Origin of the sequence: Candidatus Caccoplasma merdavium (genome assembly GCA_018715595.1) — a bacterium.
Lineage (GTDB): Bacteria > Bacteroidota > Bacteroidia > Bacteroidales > UBA11471 > Caccoplasma > Caccoplasma merdavium.
The window spans coordinates 49745-67336 of sequence record DVLI01000025.1; the positions used below are offsets into that span (position 1 = coordinate 49745).

General features: G+C 53.8%; 12 protein-coding genes. 5 read left to right on the forward strand and 7 right to left on the reverse strand.

Going from position 1 to position 17592, the window contains the following annotated elements:
* Positions 1-10: 10 nt before the first annotated feature.
* Genes nuoL through IAD09_08440 form a run of 3 tightly spaced genes read left to right on the forward strand, consistent with a single transcriptional unit; the run spans position 11 to position 4892 of the window.
* Positions 11-1915 (forward strand): NADH-quinone oxidoreductase subunit L, encoded by a 1905-nt coding sequence (gene nuoL / locus IAD09_08430; GenBank protein HIT82245.1) that lies wholly within the window; start codon positions 11-13, stop codon positions 1913-1915.
* A 40-nt stretch (positions 1916-1955) separates the two neighbouring features.
* Positions 1956-3455 (forward strand): NADH-quinone oxidoreductase subunit M, encoded by a 1500-nt coding sequence (locus IAD09_08435; GenBank protein ID HIT82246.1) that lies wholly within the window; start codon positions 1956-1958, stop codon positions 3453-3455.
* Between the two features lie 15 nt (positions 3456-3470).
* Positions 3471-4892, forward strand: a complete 1422-nt coding sequence (locus IAD09_08440; protein ID HIT82247.1) for an NADH-quinone oxidoreductase subunit N — start codon at positions 3471-3473, stop codon at positions 4890-4892.
* 289 nt (positions 4893-5181) lie between these two features.
* On the opposite strand, the gene fabD is transcribed toward IAD09_08440, so the two are convergent.
* Positions 5182-6063: an ACP S-malonyltransferase gene (gene fabD, locus IAD09_08445; protein HIT82248.1), complete on the reverse strand. Its 882-nt coding sequence runs from the start codon at positions 6061-6063 to the stop codon at positions 5182-5184.
* Between the two features lie 265 nt (positions 6064-6328).
* Between fabD and IAD09_08450 the strand changes: the two genes are divergently transcribed.
* A complete protein-coding gene (locus tag IAD09_08450; GenBank protein ID HIT82249.1) occupies positions 6329-7300 on the forward strand; it encodes a PCMD domain-containing protein in 972 nt (323 codons plus the stop codon).
* 92 nt (positions 7301-7392) lie between these two features.
* Here the strand turns inward: IAD09_08450 and IAD09_08455 are convergent, their stop codons facing one another.
* From IAD09_08455 to IAD09_08470, 4 genes are all read right to left on the reverse strand, one after another.
* Positions 7393-8091, reverse strand: coding sequence for a DUF5041 domain-containing protein (locus IAD09_08455; GenBank protein HIT82250.1), 699 nt, complete (start codon positions 8089-8091; stop codon positions 7393-7395).
* Between the two features lie 237 nt (positions 8092-8328).
* Complete coding sequence (locus IAD09_08460; protein ID HIT82251.1) at positions 8329-9021, reverse strand: DUF5041 domain-containing protein; 693 nt, start codon at positions 9019-9021, stop codon at positions 8329-8331.
* Between the two features lie 69 nt (positions 9022-9090).
* Positions 9091-10188 carry an endo-1,4-beta-xylanase gene (locus IAD09_08465; GenBank protein HIT82252.1) on the reverse strand — a complete coding sequence of 366 codons (1098 nt, stop codon included), beginning with the start codon at positions 10186-10188 and terminating at the stop codon, positions 9091-9093.
* 321 nt (positions 10189-10509) lie between these two features.
* Positions 10510-11586 carry a YeiH family putative sulfate export transporter gene (locus IAD09_08470; GenBank protein HIT82253.1) on the reverse strand — a complete coding sequence of 359 codons (1077 nt, stop codon included), beginning with the start codon at positions 11584-11586 and terminating at the stop codon, positions 10510-10512.
* A gap of 434 nt (positions 11587-12020) precedes the next feature.
* Here IAD09_08470 and IAD09_08475 point away from each other — a divergent pair, with 434 nt between their 5' ends.
* Positions 12021-14765, forward strand: a complete 2745-nt coding sequence (locus tag IAD09_08475; protein ID HIT82254.1) for a calcium-translocating P-type ATPase, PMCA-type — start codon at positions 12021-12023, stop codon at positions 14763-14765.
* 89 nt (positions 14766-14854) lie between these two features.
* On the opposite strand, the gene IAD09_08480 is transcribed toward IAD09_08475, so the two are convergent.
* Together IAD09_08480 and IAD09_08485 are read right to left on the reverse strand one after the other, a co-directional pair.
* The gene (locus tag IAD09_08480; protein ID HIT82255.1) at positions 14855-15259 is read right to left on the reverse strand and encodes a GNAT family N-acetyltransferase; all 405 of its coding nucleotides are present in this window, start codon (positions 15257-15259) and stop codon (positions 14855-14857) included.
* 48 nt (positions 15260-15307) lie between these two features.
* Complete coding sequence (locus tag IAD09_08485) at positions 15308-17542, reverse strand: inorganic phosphate transporter (protein ID HIT82256.1); 2235 nt, start codon at positions 17540-17542, stop codon at positions 15308-15310.
* Positions 17543-17592: the final 50 nt, after the last annotated feature.

Below are 17592 nucleotides of genomic sequence, written 5' to 3' on the forward strand. Positions count from 1 at the left end.
AACAACGATTATGGAATACGCTTATATCATACTGTTGTTGCCGATGCTGATGTTTATCACGCTCGGTCTTTGCGGCCATAAAATGTCGCACCGCACGGCCGGGTTGTTAGGCACGTCGGCTCTTTTTGTCATTACCATTCTGTCATACATCGTCGCTGCTCAATATTTCATGCAGCCGCGTGTCGATGGCATTTATCCCACTCTCACGCCCTATCACTTCGAGTGGTTGCGTTTCACCGAGTGGCTGCACATCGACTTGGGTATCATGCTCGACCCCATTTCGGTCATGATGCTGGTGGTCATTACCACCGTATCGTCGATGGTGCACCTTTACAGCCTTGGCTATATGCACGGTGAAGTAGGGTTCCAGCGTTACTATGCTTTCCTTTCGCTCTTCACCTTCTCCATGCTCGGACTGGTGGTCGCCACCAACATTTTCCAAATGTATATCTTCTGGGAGCTTGTGGGTGTGTCGTCATACCTGCTCATCGGCTTCTATTACACCCGCCAGTCGGCCGTTGCCGCCTCGAAAAAGGCGTTCATCGTCACCCGTTTTGCCGACCTGGGTTTCCTGCTCGGTATCTTGTTGCTCTCCTATTATACCAAGACGTTCGACTTTGCCACCCTCACCAGCGGTGAAGTTTCGCTCGTGGGCACAACGGCCGGAAAGACATTCCTCGGTGTGTCGGTTGCTTCTTGGGCCATGATGTTGGTATTTATGGGAGGTGCCGGTAAGTCGGCCATGTTCCCGTTGCACATTTGGTTGCCCGATGCCATGGAAGGTCCTACCCCTGTCTCGGCCCTTATCCATGCCGCAACGATGGTGGTGGCCGGTGTGTTCCTGGTGGCACGTCTCTTCCCTATCTATGTCACCACCCCCGAGGTACTCACCGTCATTACGGTCATCGGCGCCGTTACCGCTCTCTATGCGGCCGTCGTGGCTTGTGTGCAGACCGACATTAAGCGTGTGCTGGCATTCTCTACCATTTCGCAGATTGCCTTTATGATTGTCGCTCTCGGCGTGACCACCGAGATGAACGGACACGGAGCCCTCGGTTATATGGCTTCCATGTTCCACCTCTTTACCCACGCCATGTTCAAGGCCCTTCTCTTCCTCGGTGCCGGTGCCATCATTCATGCTGTGCACTCCAACGAGATGTCGGAGATGGGCGGCTTGCGCAAATATATGCCGATAACCCACATTACCTTCCTCATCGCCTGCTTGGCCATTGCCGGTATTCCTCCCTTCTCGGGCTTTTTCAGCAAAGACGAGATTTTGGCTGCCGCTTTTGAAAAGAGCACGTTCTGGGGCGTGTGGATGTCGCTTGTTGCCGGTCTCACGGCTTTCTACATGTTCCGTCTTTACTACAACATTTTCTGGGGCAAGGAGGCTCACCACGAGCACACGCCGCATGAGGCACCCAAGACGATGTCGATACCTCTCATTTTCTTGGCCTTGGTTACCTGCTTTGCCGGGTTCATACCCTTCGGCCACTTTGTGACGGCCAGCGGTCTTTCCTATACCATTCACCTCAACTGGGCTGTGGCCGGTACCAGCATCGGTATTGCCATCGTGGGAATCGCCTTGGCCACCTGGCTCTATATGAAGCCCAATGACAAGCCGGCTCGCATGGCTCAGTCGATGAGTGCTCTCCATCGCTGGGCTTATCACCGCTTCTACATCGATGAGGTATATATGTATATTACCCACAAAATCATCTTCCGCCATATCTCGACGCCCATTGCCTGGTTTGACCGCCATGTCGTCGACGGGACGATGAATCTCATGGCGACCCTCACCCAGTCGGCCTCTTACCACATCAGAGGCTTGCAGTCGGGACGCTTGCAGTCTTACGCCGTTGTCTTCCTGCTTGGCGCCATGATTATCGCATTCGTTGTATTGTGTTGCTTCTAATGAACTCTATCGGAAACAGAAAAAACGAGTTGAATATATTATGAACTTTTTATCTTTATTCGTGCTTATCCCTCTTTTGATGATGGCCGGTCTGGCCCTCTCGAAAGAGATGAAACAAATACGCGCCGTTGCCGTCATCGGCTCGTCGTTGCAGCTGGTTCTGTCCTTCGTCTTGTTGTTTATGTTCTTGGGCGAACGTGCTGCCGGTAACACGGCCGAGATGCTTTTTGTCGCCGATACCGTGTGGTATGCGCCGCTGGGCATTCATTATACGGTGGGTGTCGACGGGGTGTCGGTTGCCATGCTGGTGCTCTCGGCCATCATCGTTTTTGCCGGGGTTTTCGCTTCGTGGAAAATCGAACCGCTGCCCAAGGAATTTTTCTTGTGGCTGATACTCCTCTCGATTGGCGTGTTCGGGTTCTTCATCTCCATCAACCTCTTCACGATGTTCATGTTCTATGAGATAGCCCTTATCCCCATGTACCTGCTCATCGGTGTGTGGGGGAGCGGCAACAAGACCTACTCGGCCATGAAGCTGACCTTGATGCTCATGGGCGGTTCGGCTCTTCTGCTGGTGGGTATCCTGGGCATCTACTTCAACTCTTCGGCCGATGGGAATCTGACCATGAATATCCTCGAAATAGCCCGTAACAATGCCATACCCCACGAGATGCAATATTATCTCTTCCCGCTCACATTTGTGGGATTCGGCGTGCTGGGAGCCATGTTCCCCTTCCACACATGGTCGCCCGACGGTCACGCCTCGGCGCCTACGGCCGTGTCGATGTTGCACGCCGGTGTGCTCATGAAACTGGGAGGTTACGGCTGCTTCCGCGTGGCCATGTACCTCATGCCTTGGGCTACTACCGAACTGTCGTGGATTTTCTTGATTCTTACCGGTATCAGTGTTGTCTATGGGGCATTCAGCGCTTGCGTGCAGACCGACCTCAAATACATCAACGCCTACTCTTCGGTGAGCCACTGCGGTCTTGTGCTCTTCGCCTTGCTCATGTGGAACACCACCGCCATGACCGGTGCCGTGTTGCAGATGCTCTCGCACGGATTGATGACGGCTCTCTTCTTTGCCCTCATCGGTATGATTTACGGTCGTACCCACACCCGTGACATTCGCGAGATGGGTGGGCTTATGAAAATCATGCCTTTCCTCTCGGCCTGCTATGTGATTGCCGGTCTTGCTTCACTGGGTCTTCCCGGACTGAGCGGCTTCGTGGCCGAGATGACTGTCTTTGTCGGTTCGTTCCAGTGGGACGATACTTTCCGTCGCGTCTTTACCATCGTAGCCTGCACCTCTATTGTGATTACCGCCGTCTATATTTTGCGGGTGGTCGGCAAGTTGCTCTATGGTAAAGTGCAGAACGAGCACCATCGTGAGTTGACCGATGCCGCTTGGTTTGAACGCCTTTCGGCTATCACCCTCATCGTGGGTGTAGCCGCCATCGGTATGGCTCCGGGTTGGATTGCCAATCTTATCAGCGACAGCATGAGTGTGATCAGTGAACGTATTTTGCAATATATCTAATCAGAAACTAAGTATATGGATTTTTCAAACTTTCTGTGGATGCGCGATGAGTTGTCGCTCTTGACAATTATTCTTGTCCTCTTCCTTTACGACACATTCGGCACGGAGAAGAGCCGCCGCGCTTTCTCGTGGGTGGCCTGCCTGTTGCTGGCAGCCCAGACGGCTTTCCTCTTTTTCAATCCCGTGACGGGGGAAGCCTTCGGCGGTATGTACCAGACATCGCCCGTCATCAACGTCGTGAAAATCGTACTCAATATAGGAACCTTGCTGGTACTCATTCAGGCCAATGCCTGGGCCAAGTCGCCCGACATGGCGGTGCGCCGGGGTGAGTTCTACGTCCTCACGCTCATGACCCTGCTGGGTATGTACCTGATGATTTCCTCGGGCAACTTCCTGCTCTTCTTCATCGGGCTCGAAATGGCATCGCTGCCCCTCACGGCCTTGGTGGCCATTGAGAAGTACCACCAGCTCTCCTACGAGGCGGCTGCCAAATATGTCTTTGTGGCGCTCTTTTCCTCGTCGCTCATGCTGTTGGGCATCTCCTTCATCTACGGCGCCGTGGGTACGCTCTATTTTACCGACATGGCGGCTCAACTCCTGGGTACCCCGCTGCTCTATGTGGGCCTCGTGCTTTTCCTGGCCGGCATGGGCTTCAAAATTTCCATCGTGCCCTTCCACCTCTGGACGGCCGATGTTTACCAGGGCGCTCCGACCTCTATCACCGCCTATCTCTCGGTTATCTCAAAAGGGGCTGCGGCCTTTGCCTTGATGGTGGTTCTCTTCAAGGTATTCTCTTCGGTGGCTGTCGTGTGGCAACCGGTTCTGTGGGGACTTATCGTGATTACGATTACCATCGGTAACCTCTTTGCCGTGCGTCAGAAAAACCTCAAACGCTTCATGGCCTTCTCGTCGATTTCGCAAGCCGGATACATTCTGTTGGGTGTCATTGCCGGTTCGGCTGTGGGCATGACCTCGCTCATCTATTATGTGCTGGTGTATGTCTTCTCCAACTTGGCCGTCTTCGGTGTGATTTCTGTTATCGAGAATGCGACGGGTAAGGTCGGCATGGACGATTACAACGGTCTCTACCGCACCAACCCCAAGTTGAGCGTGGCCATGATGCTGGCTCTTTTCTCGCTGGCCGGTATTCCTCCCTTCGCCGGATTTTTCAGCAAGTTCTTCATCTTCTATGCCGCCGTCGAGGAGGGATTCTATGTATTGGTGTTCATCGCCTTGCTCAATACCATCATCTCTCTCTACTACTATCTGCTGGTGGTGAAGGCGATGTTTATCCGTCAGGACGATTGCGTGATACCCACTATCCAGAGCGACGGCGCCTCGAAACTCAGCATTTCGCTCTGCGTGCTTGGCGTGCTGTTGGTGGGATTGATCAGCGGTATCTATTCGTCGATTACCCCCTTATCGTTCGGAATGTAATTTTGTAATTGATTATAACGACGACAGGTGCAGGCGGCAGAACGTAGGTTTTGCCGCCTGCCGTTTTTTTCTCCCGCCGGCAATGCGTGGCGGATTGGAAGTGTGACCAGTATGATGAATTTCCACTTTCGGTGTCGGGGGCTTTGTGCCGCTCCGCAGCCGAGGCCGTGGGGTATTGGGAGTCGGCTGGTACAAAAAAAGCGACGTTCGATGAAGAACGTCGCTTGTCGAATAAAGGTTTACAAAGATAACGGGTCGTTTTTTCCGAATCGCCCGTGGGGCGTGCCAGTTACTGAACACCTGCCGTTTCGACCTCTTTGTTGATTTTCTTGATGAGGCCTTGCAGTACGCTGCCGGGACCTACTTCGGTAAACGAGGTGGCGCCGTCGGCAATCATGTTGAGTACCGATTGTGTCCAGCGAACGGGAGCCGTAAGTTGGGCTATCAGGTTGGCTTTGATGGCGGCGGGATCGGTGACAGCCTGTGCGCTCACGTTTTGGTAAACGGGGCATTTCGGCTCGAAGAATTGGGTGTGGGCGATGGCTTCGGCCAGTTCGGCACGGGCCGGCTCCATGATGGGCGAGTGGAAGGCCCCGCCCACTTTCAGTTTCAGAGCACGTTTGGCACCGGCGGCGAGCATCTTTTCGCAAGCAGCGTCGATGCCTTTTTCGTCGCCCGAGATAACGACTTGTCCCGGGCAGTTATAGTTGGCGGGAACGACAACGCCTTCGGTGACCGAAGCGCAAATCTCTTCGATTTTCTCATCGGGGAGAGCCAAGACGGCGGCCATCGTCGAGGGCGTGGCTTCGCAGGCTTTCTGCATGGCGCGGGCACGGGCGGCAACCAGGCGCACACCGTCTTCGAACGAGAGGGCACCGGCAGCTACAAGTGCCGAAAATTCACCGAGCGAGTGGCCGGCTACCATTTCGGGGCAGAAGGCGTCGCCCATGGTTTTGGCAAGAATCACCGAGTGCAGGAAGATGGCGGGTTGCGTCACTTTGGTTTGGCGCAGATCCTCGTCGGTACCGGCAAACATCAGGTCGGTGATGCGGAAGCCTAATATCTCGTTGGCTTTCTCAAACATGGCTTTGGCTTCGCTGTTGTTGTCATACAGCTCTTTGCCCATACCTACGAATTGGGCGCCTTGTCCCGGAAATACAAATGCTTTCATAATTGTCAGGTTAAAATGTTTTTGTTAAAAACTGCACAAAGGTAGTTATTTTTTATCGAAAAGTACATTTTTGGCCGAGAATCGCGCCCGGAATCTTTTTTGTGACCTGCTTCCCGACACCAAAAGGGCGCTTTCGGGGCGTGTCGGGACTTCTTGCAGGGGCAAGAGAAGAACAATGGAAAAGTTTCTGAGAAAACTTTGGGAATATCTGCGCGTTTCTATTGGGGTATTTTCGTTATCTTTGCGGCAAATTCAATCGGAATATATGATAAAAAAGAGTTTGTTGATAGGTGCATTTTGTTTTCCCCTCGTTTTGTGGGCACAGGCACCCGCTGAGATGACCGAGCGGGTCGAGTTGATTCCTTACGGTGATATGGAGCGCTGGACGACGCGCGTCATCAAGGAGTCGGCCCTGCTGGGCGGTGCCACCAAGGAGGTATATCACTTAGGCCCTGAGCAGACCATCACCGGCGCCGAGCCGTGGGTGCGGGAGTCGAGCGACTCCCCGTGGGGCGGGTCGAGCGTGTGGGCCAGCCCCGTGGGTATCGACAAGGTGAGCGTTACCGTCTTTCCCGAGGAGCGAGAGCCGGGAAACCGGTGTGCGCGGCTCGAAGTGCGCAAGGAGACCTGCAAGGCTCTCGGTATGGTGAACATTACGGTGGTCGCCACCGGTTCGGTGTTTCTGGGTGCGGTAAAAGAGCCCGTGAAGAATGCCAAGAATCCGCAAGGGAAACTCGACCAGGGAATTCCTTTTACTCAACGACCCAAAGCGTTGCAACTCGACTATAAATTGCAGTTGGCCGACCAGTTGGTGAAGGCCACCGGCCTCCGCTCGTCGGAGATTGAAGGCAAGGACAATGCCGAGATAAGCCTCTATCTCATACAACGCTGGGAAGACGAGGAGGGCAATGTCTATGCCCGTCGGGTGGGAACGGCCTACCACAAGTTTGCCGAGTCTGTTGCCGAGTGGCAGAACGGCTATCGCATACCCATCTATTACGGCGACATCAGCCAGGAATCTTGTTACACCCCCGAGATGGCACTTGTCTTGCCCGACGGCCCCCGCTACACGACCAACAGCCGGGGCGAGAATGTGCCCATACAGGTGGTGGGTTGGGCCGACGCCGATGCACAGCCCACGCATCTGATGCTGCGCATCTCTTCGGGCGACAAGGGCGCTTTTATAGGTGCTGTGGGTACCTGCTTCTGGATAGACAATGTTTCGCTCGTGTATTGAGCGGTTAGGTGCAAAAGTACGGATTGTGCCTCCCTGCCATAGACATGAGAAATGATATAAACAACGGGCTGCATAAGATGCAGCCCGTTGTTTTATCGCTTATGCTGTTTTTCTATTTCTTTGAGCGTAATTCCCATGACATAATAGTGTGGGAGTCTATCGAAAATCTCTTCTGTCATTTCTGCGGTAATGTTTCCGTAGCATGAGCGGGACATGTTGTGCTTCTCATCGAAGAAGTAAGAGTTGTAGATAATGAGAGGAATTTCTTGCGTATTTTCCGTTATCGGGGCAATTTCGAATGTGCGAAAATCGTATATGGGTTTTTTGTTTTGAGGGAGGGCCTCAATTTTTACTTGTTTGTTAATCGACCCAAGAGGACAGCTCATGGTGATGGTCACGGTAGAATCGCTTTCCGGTGTAACGTATATGCTCATCTGATTTAGTGTCCAATATTTCGCCTTTTTTGAGATGTCGAGGTTAAGAGACTTTATGAATGCAGCACGTTCATCGGCCTTTTCAGGCAGGTCTTGCCGGTTTCGTCCTATTTTGAAATTGGCGATACGGTTGGTTTTTTCCCCGAGTCTGTATTCATCGATATAGAAGTTGATATTGTATTCTTTTTGGTCGAGTTCGCTCAAATCGAAATGGGCTATGTGTATGTCCATTTCTTCGAGGACATTTATGATATCTGTGTGGGTAATCTTGTCAGCTTTTATGCGAGGCTCTTTCTCTTTGGCATTGATGGGTAATAATAAGCTTGCAAATAATAATGTCAGGAATAAGTGTTTCATGATTTTAGGGTATTGGATTTTATATGTTAGACGCACTATAAACAGAAAGGTTACACCTTGCTGCAAAATTAGTTTATACATTTTTTTCAACCTACTATAATGTAATTTTTTTTTCGACAGAATATTATCCGGCACAAATGGCCATTGTACCAAGGGAGCTGTCCTGACCATGATATGCGGGCGAGGGCCGGCAAGAAATTTTGCCGGCCCTCGCCTGTTGATAAATTGGGGGGTGAATTATTTCTCCCGCTTGTCGAGCCGGATACCTATTACATAGTAGTGGGGCGACAACGTGAAGACTTCTTCGCTCATACTGGCTGTAATGTCGCCGTAGCAAGAGCGGCATATGTCGATTTTCGGATCGAACCAGAAGGAGTTGTAAATGGCCAAGGGTATCACCTGCCGTTGTTGGTCGGTAAGAGGTGCTATGGCGAAGGGGCGGAAATCATAGCGTATCAGCTTGTAGTAATATTGGGGTACGGCCTGCAACCGCACTTCTTTTATCGCATTCCTTCGCGGTGTGCGAATAACTATTTTTGAGATACTGTCGTTTTTGGGTACGAGATAGATGTTCATTTTATCAATGTGCCAGCGTGTGGCTTTTCTCGGAACATCGAGATTTTTCTTTTTGATAAATTCTTTGCGCTTGTCGGCATCTTCGGGTAGGGGTTGCCAGTTGTCTCCGATGGTAAGTTCGTAGTCGCGTTTTACTTTTTTACCATTCTTGTATTCGTCGATGTAGAGGGTGAGTTTGTAGGTCTCGTTGCGAAGTGCGCTCAGGTCGAAGTTTGCAATTTTTACCCCCATAGCATCGAATATGTTGTACACATTGTCGGTGGGATAGATGATTTCTACCGACCGTTCTTTTTTTTGTGCCGCCAGCGGGAGAAGAACGGTTGCCAGCAGGCCGATAAGCAACAGGCGTTTCATGGTTGTTGTGGTTTTCGGGTTTTTGTTATTTCAAAGAAGAGAAGGGTTCTCGGGAGAATGTGATGCGGGTTACTCCGTCAGCGTGTCGATGACCCGGAAGAATGCCACCTTGGGTTGTTGCAGCGTATCGAAGAGCAGCGGGTAGTCGCGGCGCCCCTTTACGGGGTGGTTGTTGAGCCAGGTGTGGTTGTCGGCGATGCCCCACAGGGTAACCGACGAAATCTTGTCGCTGTTGCGGCGGAATACCTCGAAAAAGCGGGCGTAAGCCTCGGCCTGCCGTCGGCTTGTCTCGGCATCGTAGGGGAGGGTGGCCGTGGTCGCCTGGCGGGCGCCGTCGTGATAGTTGCCGTAGATGGTGAGGTCGAGCTCGGTGATGTGTATGTCGAGTCCCAGCATGGCAAAGGAGTCGACGGCTGTCTGTATCTGTTCGGCGGTAACCGCGTTGTTCCAGTGGGCCTGCATACCCACACCGTCGATGGGTACCCCCTCGGCCAGCAGCTGGCGCAGCATGGTGAGGGTGCGTTGCAACTTGTCGGGGTAGACGAGGCTGTAATCGTTGTAGAAGAGTTTCATGTCGGGGCGTATGCGATGGGCCGTGCGGAAAGCCCAGGCAATGTAATCGGCTCCGCAGATGCGGTACCACGGCGAGTCTTGACGGTAGATGCTCCCTTCGCCGTCGCGCTCGGCGATGGCCTCGTTCACGACGTCCCAGCAGAAGACGGTGCTGTCGAAGTGGGTGAGTACGGCGCGCATATAGGCTTCGGTGCGGCGGTAGAGTGCAGCCGAGTCGAGGTCGTTGCCGTTCTCGTCTTTGAAAAATGCGGCGGGCGCGTTGTGCCATATCAAGGTGTGTCCCCGCACTTTCATGCCGTTTTCGCGGGCAAAGTCGACGATGCGGTCGGCAGCGGCCCAGCGGTAGGCGGCACTGTCGTCGCCCGTCCACAGGGCATACATCTTCATGGCGTTCTCGGCGGTAAGGGTATTGACCTGCCCTTTCAGCAGTTCGCCCTCCGGGCCTTGCAGCTGGTGGGGCTCGACGGCCGCGCCTATGTAGAACAGGCCGTCGGCGGCGCCGGAGAGTGAGGGTGTCGGGGTGCCGGTCTGTGCGAAGAGCGGGGCGCAGCAACAGAACGCACCCGAGAGAATAAGACGTCGGAATAAGTGCATAACAAGGTGAATATGATTTTATACAAAGATATGTTTTTTTCTCTCTCCCAAAAGAAAGGAGAAACCCCGTTGTGATTTTTTTTGACAGGGTTTCTCCTTCGTTGTAACCTTTTTCAATCTTGGGAAAGAGACCTTGGCCTTTTTCCTCGAACTTATAACGGAAAAAACACAAAAACTGTTTGGTCGGGGCGGTGGGGCGACCTGTGTGCGGGGTGCGTTTCCAAAGCCCTTTGACCATAAGACCTGCAAATGGGCCGAAGGTTACATCGGCCGGTCGATATTTAACAGTTTTTACCGAAATCGTTTTCTCCTGTTATCGGCTTAGGACAGGGCCGGCACAAGGTATTTACACAGGGCATATCCGCCGAAGAGGAGCCACAGGTAGATGATGCCGGCCAGATAGAAGGGCTTGGCACCGGCTTGTTTGAACTTGTCGATGCTGGTCTCGGCACCGAGGGCGGTCATGGCCATGGTGAGCAGGAAGTTGTCGAAGCTGTTGATGGCGCTGATGCCGGTGCTCATCACCTCCGCGGGTATGAAGGTGAACGATTGCAGCAGCGAGTTGAGGGCAATGACCAGCAGGAATCCGAAGGCGAACCAGGGAACCGATATCTTGCTCTTTCCGTCGGCGGCAACGTCGGTGTGGCGGGCGCGGCGCACACGGGCTATGATGTAGCTCATGATGAGCAGCACGGGAGCCAGCATCATGACGCGAATCATTTTGGTGATGGTGGCTTGGTCGGCCAGGTGCAGGGCGCCGTCGGGGTCCATGGCGTTGCCGGCGCCTACCACATGGGCAACCTCATGCAGGGTCGAACCGGCATAGATGGCCATCTCCTGCGGCGAGAGGTCGAAGACGCCGGTGCGGTAGAGTATGGGATAGAGGAACATCGAGAGCGTACCAAAGATGACCACCGTCGACACGGCAATGGCGGTCTTGTGCGGGGCGCATTTCACAACGGGCTCGGCACCCAGCACGGCGGCTGCTCCGCAAATGGCGCTTCCGGTCGAAACCATGAGCGAAGTCTTCTCGTCCATCTTCATCAACCGGCCGGCCACCACGCCCAAAAGCAGGGTTATGACGATGACGATGACGTCGATGATGATGGCGGGCAGTCCGATGGCAAGTACCTGTTGGAAGGTGAGGCGGAAACCGTAGAGAACGATACCCGTGCGCAGAATCTGTTTGGTGCAGAATTTGATGCCGGGAACCCAGGTCTCGGGAATGTAGTTGCGCAGGCTGTTGGCATATATCATACCTAAGATGATACCCACGATGAGCGGGCTGAGCGACAGGTCTTTGACCCATTGGAACTCGCTGATGTAAAAGGCCGAGAAAGAAAACAGGGCCATGAGGAGTATGCCATGCGAGACGGCGGCTTTCTGTTCCGAAATCATAGATGATGGGATTAAGATTTTTTTGAGACGGCAAAAATACAAAATAAACTGGAATCTGCCTTTTCATTGACGGCGGGGAGATGGACGGAAACCGTATTTTTTTTCATGGAAAAGAGATTGTTTTGTCATCATATTGTCACAACTGGAATCTATTTTTGCCCTCGAAAAAGGAGGCAGAAAGGTTTGTGAGATTCTGTCGTAGGTTTCGTAGGAGTCATAGCCTCCTGTGACAAGGTAAAAGATTGTTATTGTTTTTTCGTTATAGTGTGTTGAAGGAGCTTCTCTGTCGAAGAGCGGCTCTTTTGTTGTATGGTCGTGTATGTGCCATGTTACAATCTTGTTACATTTTGCGGTTTGCGCATCTGCCTGCAAACAGTTTCGCACGGAATCGCGTATATTTGCGAGACGTAATTCTAAAAACAACTTGCGTAGAAATGGAACAGAAGCATACCTACACGGGTCTGACCGATGAACAGGTCGCCGAGAGCCGTCGTTTGCACGGGGAAAATGTGTTGACTCCGCCCAAGAAAAAATCGGTGTGGATACTTTTCTTGGAAAAATTCAATGACCCCATCATCAAGATATTGTTGATAGCCCTGTTGCTTTCGGTGGGTGTGGCCGTGTATGAGTTTGTGAGTCTCGGACATGGAGCCGAAGTCTTTTTCGAGCCGGCGGGTATTTTTGTGGCGGTGATACTGGCCACGGCCGTAGGCTTCTTCTTTGAATTGAGCGCCAACAAGAAATTCGACATACTCAATCAGGTCAATGACGATGTGCCGGTGAAGGTGATTCGCAACGGCAATATCTGTGAAATATCCAAGAAAGAGGTCGTTGTCGACGATATTGTCGTACTCGAACTGGGCGAGGAGGTGCCGGCCGATGCCGTGTTGCTCGAAAGCGTCTCGCTGCAAATCAACGAGTCGACCCTCACCGGTGAGCCGGTGGTCTCCAAAACCACCAATGAAGACGACTTCGATGCCGATGCCACCTATCCGTCGAACGAGGTGTTGCGAGGAACCACCGTGGTCGACGGGCACGGCGTGTGCCGCATCACCGCCGTGGGTGACGCCACCGAGTATGGCAAGGTGTATGAGGGCTCGCAGATACAGAACGATACCAAGACGCCTCTCAACCGCCAGCTCGACGGGCTGGGACGTCTCATCTCTTATGCCAGCTACACGATAGCCGGCCTGATTATTGTGGCGCGGCTCGTCTTGTTCTTCATGCAGAACACTTCGCCCGACTGGACCGAGACGCTTACCTACATCTTCCAGACCCTCATGATTGCCATCACGCTCGTCGTGGTTTCGGTGCCCGAGGGATTGCCCATGAGCATCGTGCTGAGCCTGGCGTTGAGCATGAAACGCATGCTGGCCACCAACAACCTGGTGCGCAAGATGCACGCCTGCGAGACGATGGGGGCGGTGTCGGTCATCTGCACCGACAAGACCGGTACCCTCACCAAGAACCAGATGCAGGTGGCTCAGGCCGATTTCTGGGCGCTGGGTGACCGCTCGCTCTCCGACAACGAACTGGGCAACCTCATACGCGAAGGCATTGCCGTCAACTCGACCGCTTTCCTCGATGAGTCCGGTGAGAAACCCCGTGTCATCGGCAACCCCACCGAAGGGGCGTTGCTCTTGTGGTTGAAGGCACAAGGCGAGAATTACCTCACGCTGCGCGAAGAGGCTGCGGTGTCCGACCAGTTGACGTTCTCGACCGAACGCAAATATATGGCCACCATCGTCGAGTCGCCTCTCTTGGGCAAAAAGGTGCTGTATGTCAAGGGGGCTCCCGAGATTGTCCTGGGAGAGAGCCGCCGCGCCCTCACCGCGAAGGGCTTGATACCGGCGGCCGATTACAAGACGACGGTCGATGAGCAACTTCTCGCTTACCAGTCGCAGGCCATGCGCACCTTGGGATTTGCCTATCAGATTCTCGACGATGACCAGCCCCGTTTTGCCGACGGCCGGTTGTGCAACGTCGACCTCACCTTTATCGGCATCGTCGCCATTTCCGACCCTGTGCGCGACGATGTCCCCGCCGCCATCAAGTCGTGCCTCGACGCAGGTGTGGCGGTGAAGATTGTTACCGGCGACACGCCGGGAACCGCCCGGGAGATAGGCCGCCAGATAGGCTTGTGGCTTCCGTCCGACAGTGACGCCAACCTGATGACCGGCGTGCAGTTTGCTGCTACGTCCGATGAGGAACTCTTGCGTCGCCTGCCCGACATAAAGATTATCTCCCGTGCCCGTCCCATGGACAAGGAGCGGCTCGTGCGCCTCTTGCAGAAACTCGGCTATGTCGTGGCGGTGACCGGTGACGGTACCAACGATGCTCCGGCCCTCAATGCCGCACAGGTGGGCCTTTCGATGGGCGACGGCACGACAGTGGCCAAGGAGGCGAGCAGCATCACGATTCTCGACAACTCGTTCCGCAGCATCACGCGGGCGGTGATGTGGGGGCGTTCGCTTTACCAGAACATACAACGCTTCCTCCTTTTCCAGATGACTGTCAACGTGGTGGCCTGTCTCATCGTGCTCATCGGCGCGTTCCTCGGCACGCAATCGCCGCTCACCGTCACGCAGATGTTGTGGGTGAACCTCATCATGGATACCTTTGCCGCCATGGCGCTGGCCTCCCTGCCGCCGAGCGAACGGGTGATGAAAGACAAGCCCCGCCGCCAGACCGATTTCATCATCACCCGACCGATGGCCATCGACATTATCGGCATAGGCGTGTTCTTTGTCTTGATACTTTTCGGACTGTTGCAGTATTTCAAATACGAGGAGGTGACCTCTCTTGCCCAGTTTGACGTGCGGGCGTTTTTTGCCGACTATTTCCGTTTCGAGAATGTCGCTCATGCCCTTTCGCCCTATGAGCTGACCGTCTTCTTTACCGTGTTTGTCATGTTCCAGTTCTGGAATATGTTCAATGCCAAGGCTTTTGCCACCAACGCGTCGGCGTTGTGCGGGCTTTCCCATAGCCAGACGTTTGTGGGGGTGGCCGCCATCATCTTGGTGGGGCAGATAATCATCGTTTCCGTGGGCGGACAGATGTTTGGCGTTACGCCGCTGCCGGTGATGGACTGGATTTATATCATCGTGTCTACCTCGTTTATCTTGTGGCTCGGTGAGTTGTACCGGTTGGTGAAGAAACTTTTCAAAGTGAAATTCTGATACATCGCCGGTATGGCTCCGGCGAAATGCAGAAGGCGGGAACCTCGGGTTCCCGCCTTCTCTGTGTTGTTATAGGGGCGATGACCGGCCTATGTGGTGAGCGTGGTGACAAACATGGGGTACTTTCCGTGTCCGGTCTTGAAGCCCAGCGATTCGTAGAAGGCTACGCCGTCTTCATAGGAGACGAGCAGTATGCGCAGGTAGTCTTTGTATCGGTCGAGCACCCGGCGGGTCAGTTCCCGGCCTATGCCGTGACCCTGGTACTCGGGGTCGACGAGCAGATAGTGGATATAAGCGGTCATGATGCTGTCGTCGAGTACGTTGATGAGGCCGACGAGCCGCTGGCCGTCCCAGGCCGAGAGTACGGTGTCGGAGTTGCGCAGGGCGACGACCAACCGGTCGGGGTAGGCTCCCGACGACCATTTGACCGAGAGGAACAGCCGTTCCAGCTCTTCGGCGGTGAACTCTTTCGTCTCTTTGTATTCGATAGTCATGATGGGGTAGTTTTGTGCAGGACTCAACGGGGATTTTTGTCTGCCGGGTTATTCGTCTTTGTTTTTGAGGAAGTAGCTTTGCGATTTAAGCAGGTTGCGGGCTTGGAGCACCATCGACTTGGTTTCGTTGAGTATCGAGAGGTAGAGCATGCAGGCTTTTGTGCTGCTCTTCTCGTCCATGCGGCGCAGTTGGCTCTTGATGGCGGCTACGATGGTGTCGAACAGGCGGTCGCGCATGTCGAGGACCTTGTCGAGGTCGGTGAAGTCTTTGCTGCGCATCATTTCATTGATGTGTGTAAAAATTTCGTCGACGCCGTCGTTTACATGCATGAGGTCGGCCACTTGTTCTTTGGTGAAGCCGGTGTGGTTGTTGTCGATGTGCTCAAAAGCCGGTCGGGTGATGTGTATCAGCGCTTTGGTCACCTCGGAGAGGTAATCGACCACTTGCACATAGAAGTGACCCGAATTGATGTGGTTCTTTTCGAGTTTCCGCAGGGTGTTGATGACTTCATATTTGCGGGTATGTGCCTCTTTGTAGAGGGCGTTCGACTCGGTTACCATCTCGCGCAGCACTTTGCGGTTTTCTTTGAAAACGGCCACCAGGGTGCGGTTGTAGATGCGGGAGATTTCTTCCATTGTGCGGCAAACCTCTTCGATGCAGTTGTAGAGAATGTCTTCGGTGGTGTCGGTCTGCGATATGGTGAGTTTCCGATCTTGGCGCGCTTTGGTTTTTTTCGATTGTTGTTTGCGGAAGGTGAAACTGCGGATTACCGAGTAGATGCCGACTCCCGAGGCCAACACGACGGCCACCCAGCCACCGACAAGGAGAATGAGTGTGAATACCGATGAGATGAGCAGGGCGGCAAAGGCCGTGATAAACCAGCCCGATATGACGGTCATCACCCCGGTGATGCGGTACACGGCACTTTCGCGTCCCCAGGCACGGTCGGCCAAGGAGGAGCCCATCGACACCATGAAGACGACATAGGTCGTCGAGAGGGGAAGTTTGAGTGAGGTGGCAATGGAGATGAGCACGGCCGACGAGGTGAGGTTGACGATGGCGCGTATCAGGTCGAACGATGCTTCGGTGTTACGCTCCTCGGGCGGCAGCGGTTCAAATCGCTTGTCGATGGCCTGTTGCACGCGGTGTGGCACATAGTGGGTGTACCACTTGTTTATGATGAGTGCCATGCGCACAAGACCTCTCGATATGAGGGTGGAATTGAACCGTTCCTGTTCTTCGTTCTGTGAGGAGAGCGACAACTCGGTTTGAGCCACATGGCGCGCCTCCTTGGAGAGGAAGAGGGTGATGACCATGATGATACCCGCGATGATGAGCAGGGTGAAGTTGGCGGTTGCCGGTTGGGTCAGGGCGGCCATATAGATGTTTTCATCGCCGGCGGCGCGGGCTATCTGGTAGGAGTCGTATCCGGCAATGGGTACGCCGATGAAGTTGACGAGGTCGTTGCCCGCGAATGCCAGGGCCAGGGCGAACGTGCCCGACAAGATGGTCACCTTCATGATGTTGACCCGCAGGAGTTGCAGTATCCACAGCACCAGTGACACGGCCAGCCACAGGAGGAAGAGGAAGAGAAACGTGTGGTCGTGAACAAACGCATTGAAGTTGTCGGGTATGAGTCCCGAATTGTTGAGCCCTTTGAACAGGGCAAAGTAGATAATGCCTGTCACCGAAATGCCGCACCACAGGGCGCCCAGTCGTTTTATCATCTTTGCATAGCGGAATGAGAAGATGATGCGGGATATGTACATGAGCGTGATGCCGGTGGTAAAGGCAATGACAACCGAGGAGAGGATACCCGAGATGATGACCAGGGCTTTTCCCGAGTTGACGTAGTGGGAAAGGCTGTTGATGCCGACGTCGGGCGAGATGTAGATGTTGTATCCGGCTACGGCAAGCGCTGCTCCCAGGAGCCCGAAAACCATGGAGACGGTGGTGGAGGTGGGCAGGCCGAGCGTGTTGAAGACATTGAAGAGAATGACGTTGCCCAGCATCATGCCCAAGAAGAGGGTCATAACTTCGGGAAAGGTGAAGTTCTCGGGGTAGAATACACCGCTGCGGGCGACTTCCATCATGCCGTTTGAGGTGAGTGTACCGATGAGAATACCGGTCGATGCGACAATGAGTATGGTGCGGTAGCGGGCTACGCGTGACCCCCATGCGGCATTCAGGAAGTTGATGGCGTCGTTGGCCACTCCCACGATGATGTTGGCAATGGCGAGTAACCCCAGGACGATGACGATGAAAGTAAATATAGGACTCATTCAAAAGAGGTTTTGGATCGTATTTTCGGCGTGATAGTGTGTCTGGTGAT

What these genes read in the sequence shown, in the direction of transcription:
- nuoL (HIT82245.1), top strand. Translation starts at nt 11, where the DNA reads ATGGAATACGCTTATATCATACTGTTGTTGCCGATGCTGATGTTTATC.
- IAD09_08435 (HIT82246.1), top strand. Translation starts at nt 1,956, where the DNA reads ATGAACTTTTTATCTTTATTCGTGCTTATCCCTCTTTTGATGATGGCC.
- IAD09_08440 (HIT82247.1), top strand. Translation starts at nt 3,471, where the DNA reads ATGGATTTTTCAAACTTTCTGTGGATGCGCGATGAGTTGTCGCTCTTG.
- fabD (HIT82248.1), bottom strand. Translation starts at nt 6,063, where the DNA reads ATGAAAGCATTTGTATTTCCGGGACAAGGCGCCCAATTCGTAGGTATG.
- IAD09_08450 (HIT82249.1), top strand. Translation starts at nt 6,329, where the DNA reads ATGATAAAAAAGAGTTTGTTGATAGGTGCATTTTGTTTTCCCCTCGTT.
- IAD09_08455 (HIT82250.1), bottom strand. Translation starts at nt 8,091, where the DNA reads ATGAAACACTTATTCCTGACATTATTATTTGCAAGCTTATTATTACCC.
- IAD09_08460 (HIT82251.1), bottom strand. Translation starts at nt 9,021, where the DNA reads ATGAAACGCCTGTTGCTTATCGGCCTGCTGGCAACCGTTCTTCTCCCG.
- IAD09_08465 (HIT82252.1), bottom strand. Translation starts at nt 10,188, where the DNA reads ATGCACTTATTCCGACGTCTTATTCTCTCGGGTGCGTTCTGTTGCTGC.
- IAD09_08470 (HIT82253.1), bottom strand. Translation starts at nt 11,586, where the DNA reads ATGATTTCGGAACAGAAAGCCGCCGTCTCGCATGGCATACTCCTCATG.
- IAD09_08475 (HIT82254.1), top strand. Translation starts at nt 12,021, where the DNA reads ATGGAACAGAAGCATACCTACACGGGTCTGACCGATGAACAGGTCGCC.
- IAD09_08480 (HIT82255.1), bottom strand. Translation starts at nt 15,259, where the DNA reads ATGACTATCGAATACAAAGAGACGAAAGAGTTCACCGCCGAAGAGCTG.
- IAD09_08485 (HIT82256.1), bottom strand. Translation starts at nt 17,542, where the DNA reads ATGAGTCCTATATTTACTTTCATCGTCATCGTCCTGGGGTTACTCGCC.